The organism is Microbacterium sp. (assembly GCF_051860965.1).
Taxonomy (GTDB): Bacteria; Actinomycetota; Actinomycetes; order Actinomycetales; family Microbacteriaceae; genus Microbacterium.
In genome coordinates, this window is record NZ_JBIMKU010000002.1 from 423,877 (window position 1) to 448,087 (window position 24,211).

Consider the following 24,211-nt stretch of genomic DNA (forward strand, 5'->3'; position numbering starts at 1 on the left):
CTCACCAGGGTTCGTGCGCGCGCGGAGCCTCTTCGAGGACGAGGCCGATGCTGACGGGGAAGCACTCGTCGAACAGCTCGGTCATGCCGGCATCCCGTCCGTACTCCTCCGTGAGGCGCAGCCCCAGCATCGTGTTGATGAGCATGCCCATCGCGAGGAACTTCTGCGCCTCTTCGGACGTGAACCCCGCTTCGTCGCGCAGGTAGCGCCAGACGCGCGCGAAGCCGTCGCGCGCGGCGGGCCCGATGACGGGGTGCGCGCCGAGGAGGAAGGCGTGGGAGAGCAGCTGATGCAGCCCGCGGACCTCCAGCAGACGGAGGTACGCCTGCCCCATGAGCTCGCCCCGCGCGTGCAGGTCCGGCACGGAGGGCACCGTCGCGAACGCGGCCAGCAGCTCTTCGAGTGCGCTGTCGAGCGCGGCGAGGAAGAGGTTCTCCTTCGTGCCGAAGAGCCGCACCACGTAGGGCTGCGAGACGGATGCCGCTTTCGCGACGTCGTCGGTCGTCGTGCCCACGTAGCCCTTGGCGCCGAAGACGGCGATGGCGGCTTCGATGATCTGCTCGCGACGCTCCTCGGAGCTCATGCGGCTTGGTCTGGACGTCACGGTTGACATGTTATCAGTCGATTACTACAGTGGCCCTCATCGAAGTAATCATCCGATTACAAACACGCGTGAGGAATCGCCATGAGCTCATCCACCACCCGACGACGGCCCTTCGGGCTCGTCGTGGCCGCGGCATCCGTCCCCATGTTCATGGCGACGCTCGACAACCTCGTCATGACCAACGCGCTCCCGGTGCTCCACACCGAGCTCGGGGCCACCGTCGAAGAGCTGCAGTGGTTCGTCAACGCCTACACGCTCGCCTTCGCCGGCTTCATCCTGGTCGCGGCTGCGCTCGGCGACCGCTTCGGCCGGCGCTCGGTGTTCATCGCCGGAATCGCGATCTTCGGCATCGGGTCGGTGCTCGCGGCGCTCGCGACCGACCCCGCGTCCCTCATCGCCGCCCGCGCACTTCAGGGCTTCGGGGCGGCGGGCGTCCTTCCGCTCTCGCTCGCTCTGATCTCGGGCGGCGTCACCCCCGAGCGACGACCGCTCGCGATCGGCATCTGGGGCGGCATCTCGGGCCTCGGCGTCGCGGTCGGTCCCCTGGTCGGCGGCGCCGTCATGGAGGGCTGGAGCTGGCAGGCGATCTTCTGGATCAACGTGCCGGTGGCGATCGTCGCGATCCCCCTCGCCCTCTTCGCACTCGACAACGACTTCGGCCTCAAGGCGCGTATCGACGTCGTCGGCGCGGCGCTCGCGGGCGTCGGCGTGCTCGCCCTGGTCCACGCGATCGTGCGCGGCAACGACGACGGCTGGGACTCGCTCGGAGTCATCGCCGAGATCGTCGCCGGAGTGCTCCTGCTCGTGGGGTTCGTGTGGTGGCAGTCGCGCGCGAAGGCTCCCCTGGTGCCTCTGCGGCTCTTCCGCGATCGCTCGTTCTCGGTCACGAACATCGTCGGCTTCGCGTTCAGCTTCGGCACGTTCGGCGCGGTGTTCATCCTCATCCAGTACATGCAGGTCGTGCAGGGCTCCACGCCGCTCCAAGCGGCGGTGCAGACGACGCCCTGGACGCTCGCGCCGATGTTCGTCGCGCCGCTCGCCGGGCTCATCGCGCCCCGGGTCGGCACCCGCGTCCTCATGGTGACCGGCCTCGCCCTGCAGGGCAGCGCCCTGCTGTGGCTGGGGCTCATGCTCTCGCAGACTCTCGACTACGCGCTGCTGGTCGCCCCGTTCATCATGGCGGGCGTCGGCATGGGCCTCGTCTTCGCCCCCTCGGCGACGGCGCTGCTCGCGACCCTGGGGCCGATCGACCACGCCAAGGCATCCGGCGTCAACTCCACCGTGCGTGAGATCGGCATCGCTCTGGGCACCGCCGTCATGACCGCGGTCTTCGTGGGCGCGGGCGGCGCACTGCTTCCCGATCAGTACGTCGACGCGGCGCGTCCGGCGGTCCTGGTCGGCGCAGCCGTGCTGTTCGCCGCCATGATCGCGGCGCTGTGGCTTCCGTCGGGCCGGTCGCAGACGACGATGGATGCCGCGGCCGCCGCGGACAGGCAGCTCGAACGCGTCTGAGAGCGGTCAGGCGTTCGCCCTCGCCTTTCGGCGTCGTTCGAGCACCGCCTGCATCGGCCCGTTCAATACGTAGGCGAGGAACGCCCACGATCCGAGCCACGGCGACAGCGCGACCGTCAACGCGCCGCAGAAGAGGGCGACGAGACCCCCGAGCCGCTGTTCCGCGACGTCGTCCTTCACCTCCGCCTTGAGCAGGTGGCCGCCGCGGGCCGCGGCCCAGAAGTACGTCAGCACTCCGAACAGCGCGGCGAAGAAGAAGTTGATCGGCAGCAGCATCCGCCCCGCGTAGAACTCCGAGTAGTCGCCGACCAGTGTCGTCGTGAACGGGATGAGCACGATGAAGAGCAGCCGCGCGTTGTTCAGCCAGAGCAGGGTGAGATCGGCGCGGGCGATGTCGCGGAACTGCCGCATGTGGATGACCCAGAGACCGCTCAGCAGCGCGAAGCTGATGCCGAAGGCCATGAAGGTCTCCCATTGCTCGCCGAGAGCGGCCCACAGCTGCGCATCGGTCTTGATCGCCCCGAACGCCGTCGCCGACAGATCGAGCACGAGCAGCGTCGCCGCGATCGCGAAGACGGCGTCCGTGTACGCCTCGAGTCGGGGCACGGAGTAGTAGGTCGCCGGCCGAGCGGTAGTGTGTGGCATACGCACAGGCTAGCGAGGCCTGCGCCGCGCGCTACTTCTTGTAGTTGGGCGCCTCGACGACGATCTGGACGTCGTGCGGGTGCGACTCCTTGAGCCCCGCGGCGGTGATGCGCACGAACTTGCCCTTGGCCTTGAGCTCGTCGATCGTGCGCGCGCCGACGTAGAACATCGACTGACGCAGGCCGCCGACGAGCTGATAGGCCACCGCGGCGACGGGGCCGCGGTAGGCGACCTGACCCTCGATGCCCTCGGGGATCAGCTTGTCGTCGTTGGGCACATCCGCCTGGAAGTAGCGGTCCTTCGAGTAGGAGGTCTTCTTGCCGCGCGTCTGCAGGGCGCCGAGCGACCCCATGCCGCGGTACTGCTTGAACTGCTTGCCGCCCTGGAAGACGATCTCGCCCGGAGACTCGTCCGTGCCGGCGAGGAGCGAGCCGAGCATGACGGTGTCGGCGCCCGCGACGAGGGCCTTGGCGATGTCGCCGGAGTACTGCAGACCGCCGTCGGCGATGACGGGCACGCCCGCCTCGCGCGCGGCGAGGGATGCCTCGTACACGGCGGTGACCTGGGGCACTCCGACACCGGCGACGACACGCGTCGTGCAGATCGAGCCGGGGCCGACGCCGACCTTCACGGCATCCACCCCCGCGTCGATCAGGGCCTGCGCGCCCTCGCGCGTTGCGACGTTGCCGCCGATCACGTCGATGTGGTCGAAGCTCGCGTCGGCCTTGATGCGGCGGACGATGTCGATGACGCCGGCGGACTGGCCGTTCGCGGTGTCGACGACGAGCACGTCGACACCCGCGTCGCGGAGCGCCTCGGCGCGCTGCCAGGCGTCGCCGAAGAAGCCGATGGCCGCGCCGACACGCAGTCGGCCCTGGTCGTCCTTCGTCGCGAGCGGGTACTTCTCGCTCTTGTCGAAGTCCTTGATCGTGATGAGTCCGGCGAGCTTGCCGTCGTCGTCGATGAGGGGGAGCTTCTCGACGCGGTGCTGGGCGAACAGCGCGATGACCTCGTTCGCGCCGATGCCGACCCGGCCTGTGACCAGGCCCTCGCGGGTCATGACGTCGCGCACGTGGGTCGTCTGACGCTCGAAGCCCGAGACGAATCGCATGTCGCGGTTGGTGATGATGCCGATGAGGCGTCCGTCGTCGTCGATGACGGGCAGACCCGAGATGCGGTACTCGGCGCAGAGCTTGTCGACCTCGTCGATGGTGGCATCGGCGGTCGTGGTGATCGGATCGGTGATCATGCCCGACTCGCTGCGCTTGACGCGGTCGACCATCGAGGCCTGATCTTCGATCGAGAGGTTGCGGTGCACGATCCCGAGGCCGCCCTCGCGCGCGATCGCGATGGCCATCCTCGCCTCCGTCACGGTGTCCATCGCGCTCGAGACGAGCGGGGTCGCGACCGTGATGCGACGCGTCACGCGGGAGGACGTGTCGGCCTCGCTCGGGATGACATCGGTGTGACCCGGCAGCAGAAGGACGTCGTCGTACGTCAGTCCGACGAAGCCGAAGGGGTCGTTGTGCTCCATGGGTTCTCCTGCGCGGCCCGGCGAGGGCATCGGCGCGTTGCTCGAAGTGGACGTCGACGGCCGGTGCGCGGATGACCCGCCGTACTCGATTCTAAGCGGCGACGGCCCCGAATTGTTCCCGTGCGGCCCGGTGGCAGTGCAGAGCGCATCAGTAGCGATTCGGTCACACCTGCCCCTGGAGTTGTAGGTGAAACACGGACGACACATTAGGGTCGTACCGTCGTTCATCACGGCCGATGCGACCCGAAGCTTCGGTGTCTGCGTTGTGCTGGACTGGGAGGTTTCGTGAGTCCTACGACTTTGACAGCGAGGCGATCGCTGCGGTGGCTGGTGATGCTCGCCGGCGCTCTGCTGGCGAGTGCGCTGGTGCTGCTCGCCGCCCCGACGGGTGCGCACGCCGCGGTGACGGCACCCGACACACCCGGCGGCGATCAGGAGGCGACCGAGTTCTACTTCGGCGGCCTGATCACGTTCGACGGCGAGGCGGTGCCGGATGTCGGCATGAAGGTGTCGGGCAACGGCTTCGAGGCCGAGACGGTCACCGACGCCGAGGGCAAGTGGCGCCTCTACGTCCCCGAGAAGGAGGAGTACCGGATCACGGTCGACGAGTCGACGCTGCCGGACGGCGTCATCGTCGATCCCGAGCAGCTCCCCGCGGGCGTGACCGCCGTGCAGGGCACGTCCGGCGCCTTCGACGTCGGCTTCGGTGCGACCGGGACCAAGATCGTCAACCTCTTCCTCGGAGAGGGCGAGCGCGTCACGACGTCCTTCCTCGACCAGTTCATGGAGCGCTTCGTCAACGGCCTCAACTTCGGCCTGCTGCTCGCGCTCGCCGCCGTCGGCGTCTCGCTCATCTTCGGAACGACGGGGCTGACGAACTTCGCGCACGCCGAGATGCTCACGTTCGGCGCGATCATCGCCCTCATCTTCGGCGTCAACTTCGCGCTGCCGATGTGGCTCGTGATCCCGATCGTCATCCTCTTCGGCGCCGCGCTCGGCTGGTCGCTCGACGCCGGGCTGTGGAAGCCGCTCCGGCGACGCGGGATCGGTCTCGTCCAGCTCATGATCGTGAGCATCGGCCTGTCGCTCGCCCTGCGCTACGTGTACCAGTTCTTCATCGGCGGCTCGACCTACCAGCTGCCCGGGGCCGGTGCCGGCCGCGACATCCGGCTCGGACCCATCGCGGTGTCGTGGATCGACCTGCTCTCGATGGGCACCTCGATCGTGCTGCTGCTCGCCGTCGCGTTCTGGCTGCTGCGCACCCGCATCGGCAAGGCGACCCGCGCCATCAGCGACAACCCCGGACTCGCCGCGGCATCCGGAATCAACGTCGACCGCGTCATCCGGATCGTGTGGATCCTCGCCGCGGCGCTCGCCGCCGTCGCCGGCGTGCTCTGGGCCTACTTCCGCCCCGGCGTCAAGTGGGACATGGGCGTGCAGGTGCTGCTGCTGGTGTTCGCCGCCGTCACCCTCGGCGGGCTCGGCACCGCGTTCGGCGCCCTCATCGGATCGATCATCGTCGGCATCCTCGTCGAGATGTCGACCCTGCTGGGCATCCCGCCCGACATGAAGTACGTGGGTGCGCTGGCCGTCCTCATCATCATCCTCCTCGTGAGACCACAAGGCCTGCTGGGTCGAAAAGAGAGGCTGGGCTAGGCCATGGATTGGGGACAGATTCTCAACAACACGGCGTACTGGGTCTTCAGCCCGGAGACGATCGCCTACGCGCTCGCCGCGACCGGCCTGGCCGTGCACTTCGGCTACGCAGGGCTCCTCAACTTCGGTATGGCGGGCTTCATGGCGCTCGGCGCCTACGGCTACGCCATCTCGATCCTGAGCTTCGGATGGCCCTGGTGGGTCGGCATCATCGTGGGATGCCTGGCGGCCGTGGTGTTCGCCTTCATCCTCGGCATCCCGACGCTGCGATTGCGAGCCGACTACCTCGCCATCGTGACGATCGCCGCGGCCGAGATCGTACGACTCGCGCTGACGACACAGCTCTTCGACGAGTGGACGAACTCCGCCGACGGTCTGGGCGGCTATCACGCGGGCTTCCGCGCGGCGAACCCCTTCCCCAAGGAGGCCGCCGACGGATCCGTCATGACCTACGGATTCGGTCCGTGGACGTGGACCGCCGACCAGCTCTGGGTGCGCGTCTTCGGCCTCATCCTGCTGGCGATCGCGGTCTATCTCGTCTGGGCGCTCATGCGCAGCCCGTGGGGCCGCGTGCTCAAGGGCATCCGCGAGGATGAGGACGCGGTGCGCTCGCTCGGCAAGAACGTCTTCGCGTACAAGATGCAGGCGCTCATCATCGGCGGCGTGTTCGGTGCCCTCGGCGGTGTGGTGTTCGCGCTGCCGTCCGCGGTGGTGCCGGCCACGTACACGACGAGCCTGACGTTCTTCATCTGGACGATCCTGCTGCTCGGCGGCGCCGCGACGGTCTTCGGACCGGTCGTGGGATCGCTGATCTTCTGGGTCATCATGGGCTTCCTCGGCAACGTGCTGCCCGCCCTCGCGAACTCCGGCATCCTCCCGATGTCGAGCCAGCAGGCGGCCACGCTCCGCTTCATCCTGGTGGGTGTCGCGCTGATGCTCATCGTGATCTTCCGCCCACAGGGCATCTTCGGAAACAAGAGGGAGCTGACCTTTGTCAAGTAACCCGCCCAATGAGCCGGCCGTGCCCGCAGAGCCGGTCGCACCCGCCACGGGAGCCGTCTCGACGGCGACCGGCAGCATCCGTCGCCCCAAGACGACGGGCCTCGCCAAGGGCGACAACGTGCCCGGCGTGCCGAAGGTCGATCCGATCCTCGTGATCGATCACGTGACGCGGCGCTTCGGCGGCCTCACCGCCGTCGACGTCGACCACATCGAGGTTCCGAGAGGCGTCATCACGGCGCTCATCGGTCCGAACGGCGCCGGCAAGACGACGCTGTTCAACCTCATCTGCGGCTTCGACAAGCCCAACTCGGGCACGTGGAGCTTCGACGGGAAGAACCTGTCGGGCATCCCGTCGTTCAAGGTGGCCCGCATGGGTCAGGTGCGCACGTTCCAGCTGACGAAGGCGCTCTCGCTCCTGACGGTGCTCGAGAACATGAAGCTCGGCGCGACCGCCCAGAAGGGCGAGAGCCTGTGGGCCAGCATCATCCCCGCGATCTGGCGCAAGCAGGACGACGAGATCGAGGACAAGGCGATGGAGCTGCTCGCGCGCTTCAAGCTCGACGCGAAGGCCGAGGACTACGCGGCGTCGCTCTCGGGCGGCCAGCGCAAGCTCCTCGAGATGGCCCGTGCCCTCATGAGCGACCCGACCCTGGTGATGCTCGACGAGCCGATGGCCGGTGTCAACCCGGCGCTCACCGAGTCGCTGCTCGACCACATCCTCGATCTCAAGGATCTCGGGATGTCGGTGCTGTTCGTCGAGCACGACATGCACATGGTGCGCCACATCGCCGACTGGGTGATCGTGATGGCCGAGGGTCGCGTCGTGGCCGAAGGTCCGCCCGAGACCGTCATGAACGACAAGGCCGTCATCGACGCGTATCTCGGCAGCCACCAGGATGTCGACCTCGGCGTCGTCACGGGCCGCGTCGAGGGCGAACTCGACCCGGAGGCGACAGAGCTCCTCGAGGAGATCAAAGAGGCGGAAGAGGCATCCATCGCCGACGCCGAGGAGGAGAACAAGTGAGCAGCACGTCGACAGGATCGACCGGCGCCTCCGCGCTCGCCGAGGGCAAGACCGACCGCGTCGTCGTCGAGGTCAAGGACCTCTACGCCGGCTACCTCCCCGGCATCAACATCATCAACGGGGCAAACCTGATCGCGCACAAGGGCGAGCTCATCGGCATCATCGGCCCGAACGGCGCCGGCAAGTCGACGCTGCTCAAGTCGATCTTCGGCATGGTCAAGGTGCGCGAGGGAGCGATCGCCGTCAACGGCGAGAGCGTCGTCGGGCTCAAATCCGACAAGCTCGTTCAGCGCGGCGTGGGCTTCGTTCCGCAGACGAACAACGTCTTCCCGTCGCTGACGATCGAAGAGAATCTGCAGATGGGCCTCTACCAGGCGCCCAAGACCTACAACGAGCGCCTCGAGTTCGTCACCGGGATCTTCGCCGAGCTGGGCAAGCGGCTCAAGCAGCGTGCGGGATCGCTCTCGGGCGGCGAGCGCCAGATGGTCGCGATGTCGCGTGCACTCATGATGGATCCGGCCGTGCTGCTCCTCGACGAGCCCTCTGCCGGCCTCTCCCCCGTGCGGCAGGACGATGCGTTCATCCGCGTCTCCGACATCAACAAGGCGGGCGTGACGACGATCATGGTCGAGCAGAACGCACGCCGCTGCCTGCAGATCTGCGACCGCGGCTACGTCCTCGACCAGGGCCGTGACGCCTACGAGGGCACGGGACGCGATCTGCTGAACGACCCGAAGGTCATCGGCCTCTACCTCGGAACCCTGGGCGCCGACGGGGTCTGAGCACGACCTGAGACGACGAAGACGCGGATGCCTCGGCATCCGCGTCGTCGTCGTCTCAGCGGTCAGTCCTTCGGCGCGCTCGCATCCGTGGACTGACCCGTGGTCGGCGTCCCCGTCATCTTGAACGGGTTGGGCTGTTCCGGAGCGGGCGCGGGCGCGGGCTTCGGGGTCGCTGCGGTGATCTTCTTGTCCGTGCCCACTGCGGGGACCTCCGTCGGTCGAGGGGTGTGATCAGAGCCGAGGCTACTCGCGTCGCGACACGGCCGCGAGGGTGCCAGCGTGCGAAAGAGGAAGGGCCCCGGATCGCTCCGGGGCCCTTCGACTGCGTCAGCTGGGATCAGCCGATACGGGTGTTGAGGTTGTCGGCACCGTACTGGAAGATGCCGATCGTGGCCTCGGTCGGGTCGCCGTTCTCGTCGAACGTGATCGGGCCCGAGTGACCGTCGTAGTCCGCGACGTTGCCCGCGAGGATGATGTCGGCGCACGCCTCGTAGGTGTCGCACTTCTCACCGTCGCCGCTGCCGCCCGAGACCTCCTGGAGCTTGGCCGCGACGTCGGCCGCGTCCGTCGAGTTGGCCGCGAGCGAAGCGAGGGCGAGGAGGATGACCGCGTCGTACGACTCGTTGGCGTACGAGAAGTCGGTCAGCTCGGTGTTGCCGTCGGCGACCCACCACTCGTTGAGGCGGTCCTGGAACCCGGCGTCGGCCTCGAGCGGGCCCGCGGGCGTGGTGCCCTTCGCGCCTTCCATGCTCACGTCTGCCGGCCACTTGTCGTCCGAACCGAAGTTCTTCAGGTTGCCGTCGACGAGGTACAGCTGGTCGGCGGGGTAGCCCGCGGCGATCAGAGCCGGACCGATCGTGTAGATCTCGTCGAACGTGATCAGCACGATGGCGTCGGGGTTCGACGCGATGAGCGCGCTGATCTGCGCGTCGAACGACGTGTCACCGGTGTTGTAGGACTGCTCGGCGACGATCGTGCCGCCCGCACCCGTGAACGTCTCCTGGAAGACGTCGTTGAGGCCCGTGCCGTACGAGTCGTTGAGGTAGAGGACGGCGACGTTCTCCTTGCCGTCTTCGGCGACCAGGTTGCCCAGCACCTCGCCCTGGAGCGTGTCGGAGGGAGCCGTGCGCCAGTACAGGCCGTTGTCGTCCCACGACGTGAAGTCGAGCGACGTGTTGGCCGGCGAGAAGGTGATGATGCCGGCCGCGACGGCGTCATCGAGGAAGAGCTTCGTCACACCGGACGATGCGGCGCCGATCGCGGCGGTCACACCCTCGGAGATCAGGGTCTGGATCGTCGTGGCGTACGCCTTGTTGTCGGTGTCACCCGAGTCGCCCCAGACGATGTCGTCGATCGTGAGGCCCGAGGTCTCGGCGTACGCGTTCACGTCCGCGGCCGCGAGTCCGACACCGGCCTCCTCGGGCGGGCCGAGGAACGACAGGCTGCCGGTCTGCGGCAGGATCGTGCCGATCTTGAGGCTGAGGTCGCGCGACTCCGTCGGAGGGGTCGTGGCCTCGCCGCCTGTTCCACCGGAGCACCCGGCGAGAACGAGGGCGCTGGCGCCGGCGAGCGCGATGGCACCGAGGACGGTGGCCTTGCGCGAGCGGGTGAAGACGCTCATGTTGCTCCTTGCTGTGTGATGAACATGCGGGCAGGCTCGGGCGCCTGCCCAGTTCGTCTAACCTAACGGCGGTGGCGTCTCGCCAATGTTGCCGTTCGTTAACGATGTGTAACGCGACGCAATCGTTACCAACGGCGATCTGAGTGATCGGGAATACCCCTCCGTGGTATCGGGTTAGGCTGGACGTACCCCAGTGGGGTATCCGTTCACCGAAAGGACCCTCCATGGCTGTCACGACCGAGTACCGCGTCACCGGAATGAGCTGCGGACACTGCGAGGCGAGCGTGCGCGGCGAGATCGCCAAGCTCGGCGGCATCCGGAGCATCGACGTGAGCGCCGCGAGCGGCACGCTCGTCATCGAATCCGCAGCCCCGCTGGACGACGACACCGTGGTCGCCGCCGTCGACGAGGCGGGCTACGCGGCGACCCGCGCCTGATGTCCTCTCCGGCAGCGTCGTCCCGCATCGAGCTCGAGATCGGCGGCATGACGTGTGCGTCGTGCGCCGCGCGCATCGAGAAGCGCCTCAACCGGATCGACGGGGTCGAGGCATCCGTCAACTACGCGACGGAGAAGGCGGTCGTCCACGCGTCGCACGACGTCGATCCCGCGACCTTGATCGCCGAAGTCGAGAAGACCGGCTACACCGCGGCCGTGCCGGCTCCCCCGGCACACGACGCGCATGATCACGACCTGACCGACGTCGAGCTCAGCGGTCTGCGCCAGAGACTCATCGGCGCGGTCGTGCTGTCGGTGCCCGTCATCCTGCTCTCGATGATCCCGGCGCTGCAGTTCACCTACTGGCAGTGGGCATCGCTCGCTCTCGCGGCTCCCGTCGTCGTCTGGGGAGCCTGGCCGTTCCACCGCGCCGCATGGATCAATCTGCGCCACGGCGCCGCGACCATGGACACGCTCATCTCTCTCGGGGTGTCGGCCGCGTTCCTGTGGTCGCTCTACGCCCTCTTCTTCGGTCACGCCGGTATGCCCGGCATGACCCACGGGTTCGAGTGGACCGTGCAGCCCGGCGACGGCGCCGGACAGATCTATCTCGAGGTCGCCGCCGGTGTCACGATGTTCGTGCTCGCCGGACGCTACTTCGAAGTGCGCTCGAAGCGCCGCGCGGGAGCCGCCCTGCACGCCCTGCTCGAACTCGGGGCGAAGGATGTCGCGGTGCTCCGCGACGGTGCCGAGGTGCGCGTTCCGGTGGCCGAGCTGCGCGTGGGTGACGAGTTCGTCGTGCGCCCGGGCGAGAAGATCGCGACCGACGGCGTCGTGGTGGGCGGCACCTCCGCGATCGACACGTCGCTCGTGACGGGTGAGCCCGTGCCCGTCGAGGTGGTGCCCGGCGACCCCGTCGTGGGCGCGACCGTCAACGCGGGCGGGCGCCTCGTCGTGCGCGCGACACGCGTCGGCACCGACACGCAGCTGGCCCAGATGGCCCGGCTCGTCGACGAAGCCCAGTCGGGCAAGGCCGAGGTGCAGCGTCTCGCGGACCGCATCTCGGGCGTCTTCGTGCCGATCGTCCTGGGCATCGCCGTCGTGACGCTCGGCGTCTGGCTCCTGCTGGGCTTCGATGCGGCCGCGGCGTTCACCGCCGCCGTCGCCGTGCTGATCATCGCCTGCCCCTGTGCGCTCGGGCTCGCCACGCCGACGGCCCTGCTCGTCGGGACGGGGCGCGGCGCGCAGCTGGGCATCCTGATCAGAGGACCGGAAGTCCTCGAGTCGACCCGTCGCGTCGACACGATCGTGCTCGACAAGACCGGCACCGTCACGACCGGGCGCATGGCGCTCGTCGATGTCGTCGTCGCAGCCGACGTGCCGGCCGGAGAGCCTCTCCCGGCCCGCACGACCGAACGCGCGGCATCCGTCGCCGATGTCCGGGACGCGGATGCCGTAGCCGAGCTCCTGCGTATCGCGGGCGCCCTCGAGCACGCGTCCGAGCACCCGATCGCGCGAGCGATCGCCCAGGCCGCGGCCCAGACCGGCCCTCTCGACGAGGTGGACGGCTTCCAGAACGTGCCCGGGCTCGGCGTGTCGGGCATGGTCGACGGACGTGCCGTCATCGTCGGGCGAGCCGCGCTGCTGCGCGAATGGGCGGTTCCGATCCCCGATGCCCTCGAACGGAGCGCGCGCGCGGCGGAGGCCGATGGTCGCACGGTGGTGTGGGTGGCGTGGGATGCCGCGGCCCGTGGCCTGCTGGTGGTGTCGGACCAGGTGAAGCCCACGAGCGCCGAGGCCGTCTCGCTCCTCCGCGGCCTCGGCCTCACCCCCGTCCTGCTGACGGGCGACAACGAGGCCGCTGCGCGCGCGGTCGCAGCCCAGGTGGGCATCGACCGCATCCACGCCGAGGTGCTCCCCGCCGACAAGGTCGCCGTCGTGAAGGCGCTGCAGGCGGAAGGCCGCGTCGTGGCGATGGTGGGCGATGGCGTCAACGACGCCGCGGCGCTGGCGCAGGCGGATCTCGGGCTCGCGATGGGCACGGGGACGGATGCCGCGATCGAGGCCTCCGACATCACGCTCGTCCGCGGCGATCTGCGCAGCGCGGTCGACGCGATCCGACTGTCTCGCGCGACTCTCAACACGATCAAGGTGAATCTGTTCTGGGCCTTCGCCTACAACGTCGCGGCGATCCCGCTCGCGGCGCTCGGTCTGCTCAACCCCATGATCGCGGGCGCGGCGATGGCCCTCTCGAGCGTCTTCGTCGTGGGCAACAGCCTGCTGCTGCGGCGCTTCCGCTCGATCTCACAGTGAACGAGGAACACGATGGACTCCGCACCTGACGCACCGGCCACCGACGTGACGGCAGAACACGCCCACCACGGGTACATCACCGACAAGGAGAAGTACCTCAATCGCCTCAGGCGGATCGAGGGCCAGGCCCGCGGCATCCACAAGATGGTCGACGACGAGAAGTACTGCATCGACATCCTGACCCAGATCAGCGCGCTGACCTCGGCCCTCGAGGCCGTCGCGGTCGGACTGCTCGACGACCATCTGCGTCACTGCGTCGTCGATGCCGCCCGCCTCGGCGGCCCGGAGGCCGACGCCAAGATCACCGAGGCGACGCAGGCGATCGCGCGGCTCGTGCGCTGACGCTCAGGCGCGACGCGCGCGTCGCGCGTGGATGATCGAGTCGCTCGCGAGCACGATGAGTGCGACCCAGACCAGGCTGAAGCCGATCCACCGCTCGAGGGGCATCGGCTCCCCGAGGAGGAAGTACCCCGTCGCGAACTGCATGATCGGCGTGAGGAACTGCAGCAGTCCGATCACGGTGAGCGGAACGCGGCGGGCGCCCGCGGCGAAGAAGAGCAGCGGAACCGCCGTCGCCACGCCGACGCCGCAGAGGAAGAAGGTGTGCCAGCCGTCCTGCGTGCCCATCGTGATGCCCGTCGTGGCAGAGACGATGACGAGCAGGACGACGGCCACCGGCACGAGCCAGAGCGACTCGAGCGTGAGGCCGCTGACGGCGTCCACCGCGGGGCCGACGCGCTTCTTGACGAGGCCGTAGAGGCTGAAGGAGGCGGCGAGCGTCAGGGCGATCCACGGGAACGAGCCGTAGCCCACGACGATGACGCCCACCGCGATCGCGGCGACCCCGACGGCGATCCACTGCGAGAGGCGCAGGCGCTCGTGCAGCACGAAGACCCCGAGGACGATCGTCGCGAGCGGGTTGATGAAGTAGCCGAGGCTCGTCTCGATCACGTGGCCCGTGAGGGTGCCGTAGATGAAGACCTGCCAGTTGATGTAGATGAGGATGCCCGCGACGGCCGTGAGCGCGAGAAGACGCGGCTGCTTCATGATCGCGAAGAGGCGCTTCCACTTCCGGGTCACGGCGATCAGCAACACGCAGAATGCGAGGGCCAGCAGGATGCGCCACGCCACGAGCTCCCACGGCCCGGTGGGATCCAGCAGCAGGAAGTAGAGCGACAGGAAGCCCCACAGGAGGTACGACGAGAACGCGTAGATCCCGCCGAGCACACGCTCACGGCGCTCCTGCACGATGGCGATGCCCGCCGTCGACAGGGCGGCTTCGCCGAGCACCTCGCCGTGGGCGGGATGCTCGGGGCCGGACGTCACCGCTTCAGCCTACGACCGCGGGCGACGAGCGATGGCGGCTGCGGCATCCATCGCCTGCCGATCATCCCGCGATCCCTGCCACGCACATGCCGAAGGGGCCCGGATGCCGAAGCACCCGGACCCCTTCGGATCGCGATGACGTGAGGTCAGCGGACGACGACCGCCAGGACGTCGCGGGCCGACAGGACGAGGAACTCGTCCGCACCGAACTTGACCTCGGTGCCGCCGTACTTGCTGTAGAGCACGCGGTCGCCGACGGCGACGTCGAGCGGAACGCGGTTGCCGTTGTCGTCGATGCGACCGGGGCCGACAGCCACGACCTCGCCCTCCTGGGGCTTCTCCTTGGCGGTGTCGGGGATGACGAGACCACTCGCGGTGGTCTGCTCAGCCTCGACCTGCTTGATGACGATGCGGTCCTCGAGCGGCTTGATGGAAACCGACACGGTCTACCTCTTCTTTCTTGAGACGGACATTCCTGAGCGGAAGACTCGTTAGCACTCTGACGGTGAGAGTGCTGAAACAAGTCTAGGGATGCGCTGGCACTCACGCAATGCGAGTGCCAATTCGCGGCCCGGGCAATCCGATCACGACGGCGTCGCGAATCGAAAGTGCATGACGCGGAACCCGACGCTCTCGCCCCAGTGCGCCACCGTGTCGCTTGGAGATGCACAATGTCAGCGCGTTTCACTCTTGCCGTCGATGTCGGGATGAGCCGCACCGCCGCGGCGATCGCGAGGATCGCCGGCGACCGTGTCGAGACCGAGCCCTTCCGACTCGGGCGGCACACCGACACCGCCCCGAGCGCCGCGTTCGTCGCCGATGGGGAGCTGCTCTTCGGCGACGCCGCGGAGCGCCGTGGCATCTGGCAGCCGGACCGGCTCATCCGCGACGTCAAGCGCCGGATCGGCGACGGCGTGCCGATCCTCGTCGCCGATCAGCGGTTCTCTCCCGAGAAGCTGTTCGCCGCGACCGTCGCGTGGGTCATCGACACGGTCGTCGAGCGCGAGGGCGCCTCGCCCGCCGCCGTGTGCGTCACGGTCCCGGTGACGTGGGGCGCTCACCGCACGTCGCTCGTCCGAGCAGCCCTCGCTCGCGAGGGCTGGAGCGACGTCGACGTGCTGAGCGAACCGGAAGCCGCTGTCCGGCATTACGTGAGCGAGCATCCGCTCGCCCCCGGCAGCGCCATCGGCGTGTACGACCTGGGTGGGGGGACCTTCGACGCCGCCATCATGCGCAGACGCGACGACGGCGATCTGGACGTGCTCGGCACGCCTCGCGGACTCGACGACTTCGGCGGCGCGGACATCGACGATCTCGTCTTCCGCCACGTGCTGGCTTCCGCCGACGCGGCGGGCGAGGGACGAAGCGGCAGCGAGAGCGAGCGGCTCGCGCTGTCGACGCTCCGACGGGACTGCGTCGACGCGAAGGAGGCGCTCTCCTTCGACTCCGAAGCCGTCGTGCCCGTGCTCCTCGGCTCCCGCCGGCACACGGTGCGCATCGTGCGCTCCGAGTTCGAATCGCTCGTCGGGGAGCACATCGCTCGGACGATCGCGGTCTTCGCGGATGCGCTCACCGACCCCGATCTCACCGCGACCGGCATCGAGGCGATCCTCCTGACAGGCGGCTCCTCCCGCATCCCGCGCATCGCTCAAATGCTCTCGGAGGCCTTCGAACGCCCGACGCTCGTGGACACCGACCCGAAGGCGACCGTCGCACGCGGCGCGGCACGCCTCACGGCCCAGCGCCATCTCGTGGAGGAGACCGTGGAACCGGAGACGGATGCCGCGCCCGCGGCCGCTGCGGCGTCATTCCCCGTCGCACGCGCCCCACGGCGACGACGGTTCGCAGTCGGACCGGCCCTCGCCGTCGCGGGCGGTGCGCTCGTCCTCGTCGCGGGCATCGGCCTGTCGCTCGGGCTGCCGACACTGAGCTCGCCGCCGGAAGGCAGCGAGCCGTCGCCCACCCCGGCGAGCACGTCATCGCAGCCGACAGCGGACAACGTCGAACTCCGACTGCGCGAAGCGGACGTCGCTTCGTCCTCCGGAGCAGAGGCGCCGTCCGCACCTGTCGCACAGACGGAGCCGCTCCCGGTCGAGACACCGCTGCTGACACCGGCGCCCGCGTCCGACCGCATCCAGAACCTTCAGGACCCGCTCGACGAAGGTCCGAACCCGACGGAGGCCCAGCCGTGAGCAGCGCCCGAGGGACGACGACGTCCCATCCCATCCCCGTCACCGCGGCTGCGCGTCTGGCTTCGATGCCGGCGCCGTCGACGCGCTTCTCGCGCGTGCACATCGACGCGATGATCGCCGATGAGGCGCCGCTGCGCACAATCGTGGTCGGTCCCGCCGGTGCCGGCAAGTCCCGCATTCTCCGCTACCTCCGTCGCGCGCTCGCCGAGCGCGGCGTGACGGTGGTGACGAGCGCCTCCGCAGCCGACATCCGCGCGCTCGACCCCGCGCACGTCCTGCTCGTCGACGACGCTCATCTGCTCGACGACGATCGGCTCGCGGCCGTCGCGCAGCGCGCCGACGACGAACGTGCGTCGCTCATCGTCGCCGCCCGGCCGTGGCCGCTCTCGGACCCGCTCTCGGCGATCACCGGTCGACTCGAGCGGACGCAGCCCGCGATCGTGCTCGGCCACCTCAGCCGATCCGATCTGTCGGGCGATGCGGGACTGCCCGCCGGGTGCGCCGACGACATCCTCATCCGCACGGGCGGCAGCGCGTGGCTCGTCGCCGAGTCGCTCGAGATCCACGCCGCGACCGAATGCTCGCAGCCGCCCGACCACGCGTTCCTGCAGGACGCCCTGCAGGACGTCATCGCGCACCGCCTGCACGCGAGTGCTCCGCGCGTGCGCGCCCTCCTGGAATCGCTCAGCCTCCCGCCGCATGCGGGCGCGTCAGCCGTCGCCGATCACGATGCGCTCGAAGAGGCGTACTCGGACGGGCTGCTGCAGCGCAACGGGCAGATCGCGCCGATCGTGCGCGCAGCGGTGCGCTCGGCCATGCCCGTCGAACGCCTCGTCGAGGCCTTCGTGCAGGAGGACGCCGACGAGTCGATCGCCGCCCTATTGAGAGGCATACGCGACCCCCGCGCCGTGGATGCCCTGATCCACCACGCCGACGCCGTCGCGGCCCACGAGCCGCGGCGCGCCGCCCAGCTGCTCGAGGCCGCCGCCGAGGCTGGTGCCGACACGACGATGATCGCCATCCGCCGCGCTCGCGTCGACTGGACGCTCGGCGACGTCGAGGCGGCGAGCGCGCAGCTCGACGCCGTGTCGATCGACGTCTCGGATCCGGATGCCGCGGTCGCAGCCGACACCGCCGCGGCGATCTGGTCCGCACGAGGGCTCGCGCAGCTCGCCGATCAGGTCTACCGCACGCATCCGCCGGCGACGCCGGAGGCTGCCGCGCGCGCGGCGATCGCCGCCCTCGCCGCCGCCGATCGCGAACGCGCACTCGCCCTCACGAGCGGCGCACGCTCCGACGCGATGCCCTCGACGCTCGGGGTGTCACTCGAACTGCTCGCGCAGGGAGTGCGTGAGAGTCTCGCAGGCACCCCCCAGGTGGCGCTGTCGGAGCTCGTGCACGCGAGCGAGATGTACACGGCTGCGGACGAGTCCGGCCCCGTCCCGGAGCTCCCCGCCGTCGCCGCCGCGCTCGCCGCGATCCACGTCGGCGAGCTCGACGTCGCGCAGTCGGTCCTCGACGCGGCACTGCGGGGCGGTCACGGCGGGGCCTGGGCACACGATCGCCTCGTGCTGTGGAGCGCGTGGGTCGCGCTCCAGCAGGAACGCGCGCCCGAGGTCGAGACGGCCGTGCAGTCGATCGTCGCCCGCGCGCGCAGCCTGAATCCGCGCGACAAGCTCCTCTTCGACGCCCTCTCGCTCGCGATCGCCCGGCGCTACCACGACACCCCTGCACTCGAGACGGCGTGGCGCGCGACACGCGAGAGCCTGCTGCGCGCGCGCTTCGACCTGTTCAGCTTCCTGCCGCTGTGCGAGTTCATCGCGACCGCGGCGAGGATCGGCGAGTCCGAGCGACTGGCGCCCCATTTCGCCGACGCCCTCGCGAAGATGGAGGCGCTCGGCGCTCCCCCGCTCTGGTCGCCCCACCTGCACTGGGCGGGCATCCAGCAGGGGATTCTGCTCGGCAGGCCCGACGATCTCGCGCCGCACGCTCGCGCGCTCGTCGAGGCGGCGCCGCACAGCCGGCTCGCCGCCGTGATGGCGCAGGCTGGACGCGTCTGGACGAAGGTGCTCTCGGGCACCGTCGACGCCGACCTCGTCGAGAAGGCCGCAACGGGGCTCGCCTCGGTCGGCCTCGCGTGGGACGGCGCGCGCCTCGCCGGCCACGGGGCGAGCCGGGCGAAGGACCGCAAGGTCGTCTCGCAGCTGCTCGCGTGCGCGCGGCGCCTGCACCCGCGCGAGGAGGTGCGGCCGGCGAGCATCGACACCGACCTGGGGGTACCGGCATCCCGACCTCGCTCGCACGCCGACCTCAGTCCTCGCGAGCGCGAGGTCGCGGCCCTCGTCGTCGAGGGCAAGACCTACGCCGAGATCGGCTCGACGATCTTCATCTCGCCGCGCACCGCCGAGCACCACATCGCCCGGATCCGTCGTCGCCTGGAGGCGACGACCCGGTCGGACCTCATCGCCAAGCTCCGGGTCGTGCTCGAGGACGAGCCCGACTCCGCCGGCGACGAGCGGGCGACGGCATGAACCCCTGGGGTGTTTCCCCCTATGCCTCGCGCGCGGACTGCGGGCATTACCCCGACGCGCGCGAGCACCACGACCTCTACCGTCGAAGCAGGATCCCCACCAGAAGGAGCCGACCATGAGCCTCACGCTCACCACGATCGCTGATGCCCTCATCGAGTTCATCCTCAGTCTGCTGCGGGACCCCGCCGCCGCCGCGGAGTTCGACGACGATCCAGAAGGCATGCTCGCGCAGCGCGGCCTGAATCACGCGAACGCGTCGGATGTGGCATCCGTCGCGCCCATCGTCATCGAGCGCACGCAGGTCATCCAGGTCGTCAAGCCGGTCGCCGTGGAGCATCACGCCAACCCCGTCGTGCGCGAGATCAAGCAGATCACCACCCACGTGCAGTGGGTGGATGACCGCGACACGATCGTGGACCAGTCGGTGAACCAGAACATCTGGGCCGAGGGCGACGTGACGCAGACCTTCGACCAGGAGGCCGTCGTGGCCTCGGGCGACGACGCCATGGCGGCCGGCGAGAACCTCGACAACGAGGAGTCGCTCGACCAGTCCACGACGATCGAGGCCGGCGGGGACGCGAACATCGGAAACGAGACCGATGTCACCGTGATCGAGGACTCGATGAATGAGGACTCGGACACGTCGACGACGACGGACGAGTCCACGGTCGTGGTCGTCGAGGACTCCGGCAACGACGAGTCGACGGATGTCACCCTCGACGATTCGGCCAACACGACGACCGAGGAGTCCACCGAGACGGACATCGACGCCTCGACCGCCGTCGTCGAAGAGGCGCCCACCGAGACCGTGGTCACGGAAGAGGCGCCCGCCGAGGAGCCTGCCACCGAAGCACCCGACCCGTACGCCGAGTACACCGACGCGAGCGTCGAAAGCGACCTGACCGGGGCGTTCGACGAACTCGACACGGCCCTCACGAGCGAGATCCCCGCCGATGACGATCTCTGAGACATCGCGCGACGATCGCGGCGAGACGACTCCCGAGGCCCCCGCGCGCGTGAGTCCCGCAGATGCGCACCTCGAGCGTCGGGCCGCCGTACCCGAGCGTCCGCCGCTCGCGGGAAAGGACGCGGCGCCGGTGCTGGTCAAGGCGCCACCGCCCATCGTCGTGCGGATCGCGCAGCTGCTCTGGGTCACGAGCCTGCTCGCCGGCGCCGTCGGCGTCGTCTATCTGATGATCATCCGCCAGGCGCAGCTGCCCGAGATCGCCGACCTCGTGCGCGGCGTCGACGGCAGCCGGGCCGAGGCGACGTACACCTCGGCCGCCGACATCGTGTTCTGGTCGGTGTTCTCGCCGCTGGTAGCGATCATCCTGCTGCAGATCGTGCTGCTGGTGTCGTTCGCGAACCGCCGACCGAAGGTGCGGTGGTGGCAGTTCGGCTCCGTGCTGTTCTCGGCGGGCGTCGTGCTCATCGCGGGTGAGCTGGTCGCATTCGGCGACCGCGGGCTCCCGCTCGAGAGGATCCTGCAGGCTCAGGTCGCGCTCGCGGCTCTCGGACTGCTCGTGAGCGTCCTTCCCCCGTCGCTACGCTGGAGCGCTCGCCGGCACGACATCCGGCGCGGACCCCAAGCGCCCGTCGGCGACTCCCAGCTCTGACGCGGCCCCCTCGACGCTGCGGATCACGACACGTGCGAGATCGGCGGCGCTGCGGTCGGACGACGGCGACTCTGCCCGCGCATGCCAGTGCGCGAGGACGTCACGGACCCGGGATGCCACGGCTCGATCGCTCGCCGAGACCGCGAGCCCGAGGCGAGCGGACGGAGTGGTGCCCTCCCCGCCGATGAGGCGCTCCGCGTCGGCGTGATCCTCGGCATCCAGACCGAGGTCGGCCGAGCGCAGGGCGGCGAGCACCTCGAGCTCACGCAGGTCGTGGTCACCGGCACGCAGGCGTTCGATGGCAGCGTGCAGCTCCTGCGACCCTTCGACCGGACGCTCGCGCACGAGCGTCTCGATGGCCTGGAGGGCACCGCGCGCCTTGAGCGTCGCCGTGCGCGAGCGGAACTGATCGGCGATGAAGCGCTGCACGTCGACGAGTCCGCTCTGCTGCACCATCCGGTCGCGCAGCTCGGACGACGAGGTAGCGCCGCCGCGCACGAGCGCAGCGCCCAGTCGCACGCCGAAGAGCCCGAACCGGTCCAGAAGAGCCACGCGGGTGTCGACCTCGGGCGTCACGCCCTCGATCGGTCGGACGAATCGATCCACCGAGATCAGCATCCGGTCGCGGATCTCCCGATCGAGACCTGCGAGGTCCTGGAACGCCCCGAACTCGCTCTCGCGCAGCGTGCGGGCCGCCTCGGCCAGCAGGCCCGCGACAGGGATGCAGTCGAGCGCGAGAGTGCGCAGCTCTCCGTCGCGGCGATATCGTCCGGCGATCTGCGCCGCCGACAGCAGGGAGTCGATGCGCCCCGAGCCGATCTCGTCGGCACGCGAGAGGAGGGCGACGGCGTTGACGGCATGTGACGACCCCGCCGCGCTGTCGCGGAACGCCTCCAGGAAGCCGACGTCCGTCGAGTGGACGTGACGCAGGAGGTAGAGGATCGCGTCGGCCTCCGACGCGGAGTCCTCGGGTGTGAGGAAGCGGAAGGAGCGCGCCGACACGGCCTCGGACAGCGAGCCGATGCCGGGCGTGTCGATGAGGATCAGGGAGCGCAGGCTCTCCGACGGCCACTCGACGTCGATCCGCAGGACATCGTCGGCCGTGCGGCCCTCGAGGTCGAGGACGAGCTGTCCGTCGACACGGCGCACGGGGAGCGGAGCCTCGGTGCCGTCGGCGAGATGCAGCGTGATCCTCGCCGTCGCACCGTAGCGGTACCACGTGATGGTGCGCGTGCATTCCCCCGCGTCGGTGGGCGCGATCCTCTCGCCGATGAGCGCATTCAGAAGCGTCGACTTGCCCGCCTTGACCATGCCCGCCACGGCGAGCCGCAGCGGTTCGTGGATCCGTCGATCCCAGTCGTCGAGCCGCGCGAGGGCATCCGCGTCGTCGCGGTAGAGATCTCGCGCGTCGTCGACGAGCGCCGACAGTTCGCGCAGCCCGTCCGGCATCAGCGCTCCGCGCGATCGGCGGCCAGCGCGGGCAGGTCGGAGCGCAGCGCCTCGATGCGCGCCAGCTGCGCCTGCAGCTCCCGGACACGGCCGTCGCGGTCGGCGGTGTACATGGTCGCCGCCTGCTTGGCGGCCAGCACCGATTCGGACAGCGAGCGGTGCAGCTCGTCCGCGATGGAGCCGAAGTGATCGCGTGCGACGCGCTGCACGAGACGGAGGCGGTCCTTCAGCTGCTTGCCCACCTGGAACACGACGTCCTCGATGTGCCGTCGGGTGAGGTTCTTCGCCTCCGCCTGGCGACGTGACAGGCGCGACGTCATGTCTTCGCGATAGGCACGGCGCCCGACCAGCACGCCCACGAGCAGCGACAGCGGATTGATCAGAGACATGCCGATGAGACTCGTCGCGAGTCCGGCCATCAGGACACCGCCGTACGATCCGCGCACGCCGATGTAGATCTTCTCGGCCGCGCCAAGGCGACCTTCGTCCATACCTTGGAGCGGCTCGACCGGATCGAGCACCCCGACCGTGTCGCCGACGTCGAGGTAGGGGATCTCCGCCTGATCCGCCATGAACTCCTCAGCCACCTGCTCCGACAGCCACCGCGAGCGGTCGTTGGTCCACACGAAGGTCTCGGAGACGGCATCTGACACCCGCAGGTTCAGCCACTCGACGATCTGATCCCAGATCGGTCCGGGGTCGCCTTCGTCGATGGATGTCTCGGCCTCGCGCTGCACCTTGCGCAGGCGATCGCGCAGATCGTGCTCGGTGTCGGCGACGAGATCCGAGATGCCGTCGCTCAGCGTGACCTGCCACCGGGACGACCGGCTGCGGAACTCGTCGGCCCGGTTCTTCGCCTCTTCGAGCTGGGCGATCATGCGGGGGGTGTCCTGCGGGTTGGTGAGGGCGGTGAGCTCGGCCTTGGTGGTCATCGAGAGCTGCTCGACGACCGAGACCAGATCGTGCACGGCCGCCCGCTGGTGGACGACCTCGGCGCGACCGAGAACGTCGGTGCGCAGATGCGCGACGAGGGCGGGGAAGCCCGATTCGTCGTTGAGGTCGCGATCCTGCTCCCTCGCCGCGAGCAGGCGCAGGTCGCTGGACACGGCGAACATCGGGATCCGCCCGACATCGCCGAGGTGGGAGCGGTCGGCCTGCTCGATCTCGCGCCACTCGGGATACATGTCGGTCTTCGACAGCACGGCGGCGACATTGGGCGAGACCCGCAGAGCGTGGCGCAGGAACTGCATCTCCGGCTCGGTGTACTCCTGCGAGGCGTCGGACACGAGGAGCACGGCGTGGGCCGTCGACAGAGCGGCGAGGGTGCTCACCGAACGGGTCGACTCGATGCCGCCCACGCCCGGCGAGTCGACCAGCCGCAGTCCGCCGCGGAGGATCGCTCGGGGCAGCAGCACCTCGGCGCCCACGATGTCCTGCTTGATCTCGCTCGTGCCGCGCTCCGAGACGAACTCGGCAAGGTCGTCGAGCGGGATCGACATGCGCCCGATCCTCGGCTCCGCGGCGGACTCGTCGCGCACCAGCGCGAACGCGGCGGGCTCGTCGGCGAACGAGACGGAGGTCGGCACGCTCGTGGCGATGTCGTCGTCGACGGGACACGCGGGGGCGTTCACGAGGGCGTTGACGAGCTTGCTCTTGCCCTGCTTGAACTGGCCGACCACGATGACGCGGACGAACGGGTCGAGCAGGCGGGCCCGGGTCTGCTCGAGCCGGTCGACCAGATCCGCCCGCCCGACCGCCTTCGAGTACTCCGCCGCCCGGTCGACGAGCGGAACGAGCTCCGCCGTGACCCGGTCGGCGCCGGTCGTAGCGGCATCCGCCTTCGCGGCTGTCTGGACTGCCTGCGTCATCGTCGACTTCTCTCGTTCGGGCGTGAGGTCCTGACGACGATGACCCCCGGATGCGCGTCCGAGGGTCATCGCGGTCCTGATCGCTATTCGGAGCGATCGA

21 protein-coding genes are annotated in these 24,211 nt (G+C 69.3%); 12 read left to right on the plus strand and 9 right to left on the minus strand.

The features are described 5' to 3' along the window. Window position 1: 1 nt before the first annotated feature. On the minus strand, window positions 2–604 hold the full coding sequence (locus tag ACTIFV_RS05430; RefSeq protein WP_439591754.1) for a TetR/AcrR family transcriptional regulator: 603 nt from the start codon (window positions 602–604) through the stop codon (window positions 2–4). An 81-nt stretch (window positions 605–685) separates the two neighbouring features. Here ACTIFV_RS05430 and ACTIFV_RS05435 point away from each other — a divergent pair, with 81 nt between their 5' ends. Further along, entirely contained in the window at window positions 686–2,116 is a 1,431-nt protein-coding gene (locus ACTIFV_RS05435) for an MFS transporter (protein WP_439591755.1), read from the plus strand. A gap of 6 nt (window positions 2,117–2,122) precedes the next feature. Here ACTIFV_RS05435 and ACTIFV_RS05440 read toward each other — a convergent pair whose 3' ends face one another. Both ACTIFV_RS05440 and guaB read right to left on the minus strand, forming a co-directional pair. Next, window positions 2,123–2,761 (minus strand): TMEM175 family protein, encoded by a 639-nt coding sequence (locus ACTIFV_RS05440; protein ID WP_439591756.1) that lies wholly within the window; start codon window positions 2,759–2,761, stop codon window positions 2,123–2,125. Between the two features lie 31 nt (window positions 2,762–2,792). Further along, on the minus strand, window positions 2,793–4,295 hold the full coding sequence (gene guaB / locus ACTIFV_RS05445; RefSeq protein ID WP_439591757.1) for an IMP dehydrogenase: 1,503 nt from the start codon (window positions 4,293–4,295) through the stop codon (window positions 2,793–2,795). Window positions 4,296–4,628: 333 nt separating this feature from the next. Here guaB and ACTIFV_RS05450 point away from each other — a divergent pair, with 333 nt between their 5' ends. From ACTIFV_RS05450 to ACTIFV_RS05465, 4 genes are all read left to right on the plus strand, one after another. After that, complete coding sequence (locus tag ACTIFV_RS05450; RefSeq protein ID WP_439591847.1) at window positions 4,629–5,951, plus strand: branched-chain amino acid ABC transporter permease; 1,323 nt, start codon at window positions 4,629–4,631, stop codon at window positions 5,949–5,951. A gap of 3 nt (window positions 5,952–5,954) precedes the next feature. After that, window positions 5,955–6,953: a branched-chain amino acid ABC transporter permease gene (locus ACTIFV_RS05455; RefSeq protein WP_439591758.1), complete on the plus strand. Its 999-nt coding sequence runs from the start codon at window positions 5,955–5,957 to the stop codon at window positions 6,951–6,953. A 76-nt stretch (window positions 6,954–7,029) separates the two neighbouring features. Then, window positions 7,030–7,977, plus strand: coding sequence for an ABC transporter ATP-binding protein (locus tag ACTIFV_RS05460; RefSeq protein ID WP_439591848.1), 948 nt, complete (start codon window positions 7,030–7,032; stop codon window positions 7,975–7,977). Further along, on the plus strand, window positions 7,974–8,759 hold the full coding sequence (locus ACTIFV_RS05465) for an ABC transporter ATP-binding protein (protein WP_439591759.1): 786 nt from the start codon (window positions 7,974–7,976) through the stop codon (window positions 8,757–8,759). Before ACTIFV_RS05460 ends, ACTIFV_RS05465 begins: the two co-directional genes overlap by 4 nt. 62 nt (window positions 8,760–8,821) lie before the next feature. On the opposite strand, the gene ACTIFV_RS05470 is transcribed toward ACTIFV_RS05465, so the two are convergent. Beyond that, window positions 8,822–8,959 (minus strand): hypothetical protein, encoded by a 138-nt coding sequence (locus ACTIFV_RS05470; protein ID WP_439591760.1) that lies wholly within the window; start codon window positions 8,957–8,959, stop codon window positions 8,822–8,824. 137 nt (window positions 8,960–9,096) lie between these two features. After that, complete coding sequence (locus tag ACTIFV_RS05475; protein WP_439591761.1) at window positions 9,097–10,380, minus strand: ABC transporter substrate-binding protein; 1,284 nt, start codon at window positions 10,378–10,380, stop codon at window positions 9,097–9,099. Window positions 10,381–10,604: 224 nt separating this feature from the next. Here ACTIFV_RS05475 and ACTIFV_RS05480 point away from each other — a divergent pair, with 224 nt between their 5' ends. From ACTIFV_RS05480 to ACTIFV_RS05490, 3 genes are read left to right on the plus strand one after another with little or no spacing between them, the layout of a single operon-like run. Further along, window positions 10,605–10,817, plus strand: a complete 213-nt coding sequence (locus ACTIFV_RS05480) for a heavy-metal-associated domain-containing protein (protein WP_439591762.1) — start codon at window positions 10,605–10,607, stop codon at window positions 10,815–10,817. Beyond that, entirely contained in the window at window positions 10,817–13,129 is a 2,313-nt protein-coding gene (locus tag ACTIFV_RS05485) for a heavy metal translocating P-type ATPase (protein WP_439591763.1), read from the plus strand. The genes ACTIFV_RS05480 and ACTIFV_RS05485 overlap by 1 nt, the downstream gene beginning before the upstream one ends. Before the next feature lie 12 nt (window positions 13,130–13,141). Beyond that, the gene (locus ACTIFV_RS05490; RefSeq protein ID WP_439591764.1) at window positions 13,142–13,471 is read left to right on the plus strand and encodes a metal-sensitive transcriptional regulator; all 330 of its coding nucleotides are present in this window, start codon (window positions 13,142–13,144) and stop codon (window positions 13,469–13,471) included. A gap of 3 nt (window positions 13,472–13,474) precedes the next feature. Here ACTIFV_RS05490 and rarD read toward each other — a convergent pair whose 3' ends face one another. Continuing rightward, window positions 13,475–14,386: an EamA family transporter RarD gene (gene rarD / locus ACTIFV_RS05495; protein ID WP_439591849.1), complete on the minus strand. Its 912-nt coding sequence runs from the start codon at window positions 14,384–14,386 to the stop codon at window positions 13,475–13,477. A 215-nt stretch (window positions 14,387–14,601) separates the two neighbouring features. Further along, window positions 14,602–14,898: a co-chaperone GroES gene (gene groES / locus ACTIFV_RS05500; protein WP_017203655.1), complete on the minus strand. Its 297-nt coding sequence runs from the start codon at window positions 14,896–14,898 to the stop codon at window positions 14,602–14,604. Window positions 14,899–15,162: 264 nt separating this feature from the next. Here groES and ACTIFV_RS05505 point away from each other — a divergent pair, with 264 nt between their 5' ends. The 4 genes from ACTIFV_RS05505 (at window position 15,163) to ACTIFV_RS05520 (ending at window position 20,794) form a co-directional block, all read left to right on the plus strand. Next, window positions 15,163–16,647, plus strand: coding sequence for an Hsp70 family protein (locus ACTIFV_RS05505; RefSeq protein ID WP_439591765.1), 1,485 nt, complete (start codon window positions 15,163–15,165; stop codon window positions 16,645–16,647). Beyond that, window positions 16,644–19,178 (plus strand): LuxR C-terminal-related transcriptional regulator, encoded by a 2,535-nt coding sequence (locus ACTIFV_RS05510; RefSeq protein WP_439591766.1) that lies wholly within the window; start codon window positions 16,644–16,646, stop codon window positions 19,176–19,178. Before ACTIFV_RS05505 ends, ACTIFV_RS05510 begins: the two co-directional genes overlap by 4 nt. A gap of 115 nt (window positions 19,179–19,293) precedes the next feature. After that, window positions 19,294–20,145, plus strand: a complete 852-nt coding sequence (locus ACTIFV_RS05515; protein WP_439591767.1) for an IniB N-terminal domain-containing protein — start codon at window positions 19,294–19,296, stop codon at window positions 20,143–20,145. After that, complete coding sequence (locus ACTIFV_RS05520; protein WP_439591768.1) at window positions 20,132–20,794, plus strand: hypothetical protein; 663 nt, start codon at window positions 20,132–20,134, stop codon at window positions 20,792–20,794. Before ACTIFV_RS05515 ends, ACTIFV_RS05520 begins: the two co-directional genes overlap by 14 nt. On the opposite strand, the gene ACTIFV_RS05525 is transcribed toward ACTIFV_RS05520, so the two are convergent. Together ACTIFV_RS05525 and ACTIFV_RS05530 are read right to left on the minus strand one after the other, a co-directional pair. After that, complete coding sequence (locus tag ACTIFV_RS05525) at window positions 20,723–22,243, minus strand: dynamin family protein (protein ID WP_439591769.1); 1,521 nt, start codon at window positions 22,241–22,243, stop codon at window positions 20,723–20,725. The genes ACTIFV_RS05520 and ACTIFV_RS05525 overlap by 72 nt on opposite strands. Beyond that, complete coding sequence (locus ACTIFV_RS05530) at window positions 22,243–24,111, minus strand: dynamin family protein (protein WP_439591770.1); 1,869 nt, start codon at window positions 24,109–24,111, stop codon at window positions 22,243–22,245. The genes ACTIFV_RS05525 and ACTIFV_RS05530 overlap by 1 nt, the downstream gene beginning before the upstream one ends. Window positions 24,112–24,211 lie beyond the last annotated feature (100 nt).

What these genes read in the sequence shown, in the direction of transcription:
- ACTIFV_RS05485 (WP_439591763.1), top strand. Translation starts at nt 10,817, where the DNA reads ATGTCCTCTCCGGCAGCGTCGTCCCGCATCGAGCTCGAGATCGGCGGC.
- ACTIFV_RS05455 (WP_439591758.1), top strand. Translation starts at nt 5,955, where the DNA reads ATGGATTGGGGACAGATTCTCAACAACACGGCGTACTGGGTCTTCAGC.
- ACTIFV_RS05440 (WP_439591756.1), bottom strand. Translation starts at nt 2,761, where the DNA reads ATGCCACACACTACCGCTCGGCCGGCGACCTACTACTCCGTGCCCCGA.
- ACTIFV_RS05450 (WP_439591847.1), top strand. Translation starts at nt 4,629, where the DNA reads ATGCTCGCCGGCGCTCTGCTGGCGAGTGCGCTGGTGCTGCTCGCCGCC.
- ACTIFV_RS05520 (WP_439591768.1), top strand. Translation starts at nt 20,132, where the DNA reads ATGACGATCTCTGAGACATCGCGCGACGATCGCGGCGAGACGACTCCC.
- ACTIFV_RS05525 (WP_439591769.1), bottom strand. Translation starts at nt 22,243, where the DNA reads ATGCCGGACGGGCTGCGCGAACTGTCGGCGCTCGTCGACGACGCGCGA.
- guaB (WP_439591757.1), bottom strand. Translation starts at nt 4,295, where the DNA reads ATGGAGCACAACGACCCCTTCGGCTTCGTCGGACTGACGTACGACGAC.
- ACTIFV_RS05530 (WP_439591770.1), bottom strand. Translation starts at nt 24,111, where the DNA reads ATGACGCAGGCAGTCCAGACAGCCGCGAAGGCGGATGCCGCTACGACC.
- ACTIFV_RS05515 (WP_439591767.1), top strand. Translation starts at nt 19,294, where the DNA reads ATGAGCCTCACGCTCACCACGATCGCTGATGCCCTCATCGAGTTCATC.
- ACTIFV_RS05490 (WP_439591764.1), top strand. Translation starts at nt 13,142, where the DNA reads ATGGACTCCGCACCTGACGCACCGGCCACCGACGTGACGGCAGAACAC.
- ACTIFV_RS05480 (WP_439591762.1), top strand. Translation starts at nt 10,605, where the DNA reads ATGGCTGTCACGACCGAGTACCGCGTCACCGGAATGAGCTGCGGACAC.
- ACTIFV_RS05505 (WP_439591765.1), top strand. Translation starts at nt 15,163, where the DNA reads ATGAGCCGCACCGCCGCGGCGATCGCGAGGATCGCCGGCGACCGTGTC.
- ACTIFV_RS05435 (WP_439591755.1), top strand. Translation starts at nt 686, where the DNA reads ATGAGCTCATCCACCACCCGACGACGGCCCTTCGGGCTCGTCGTGGCC.
- ACTIFV_RS05475 (WP_439591761.1), bottom strand. Translation starts at nt 10,380, where the DNA reads ATGAGCGTCTTCACCCGCTCGCGCAAGGCCACCGTCCTCGGTGCCATC.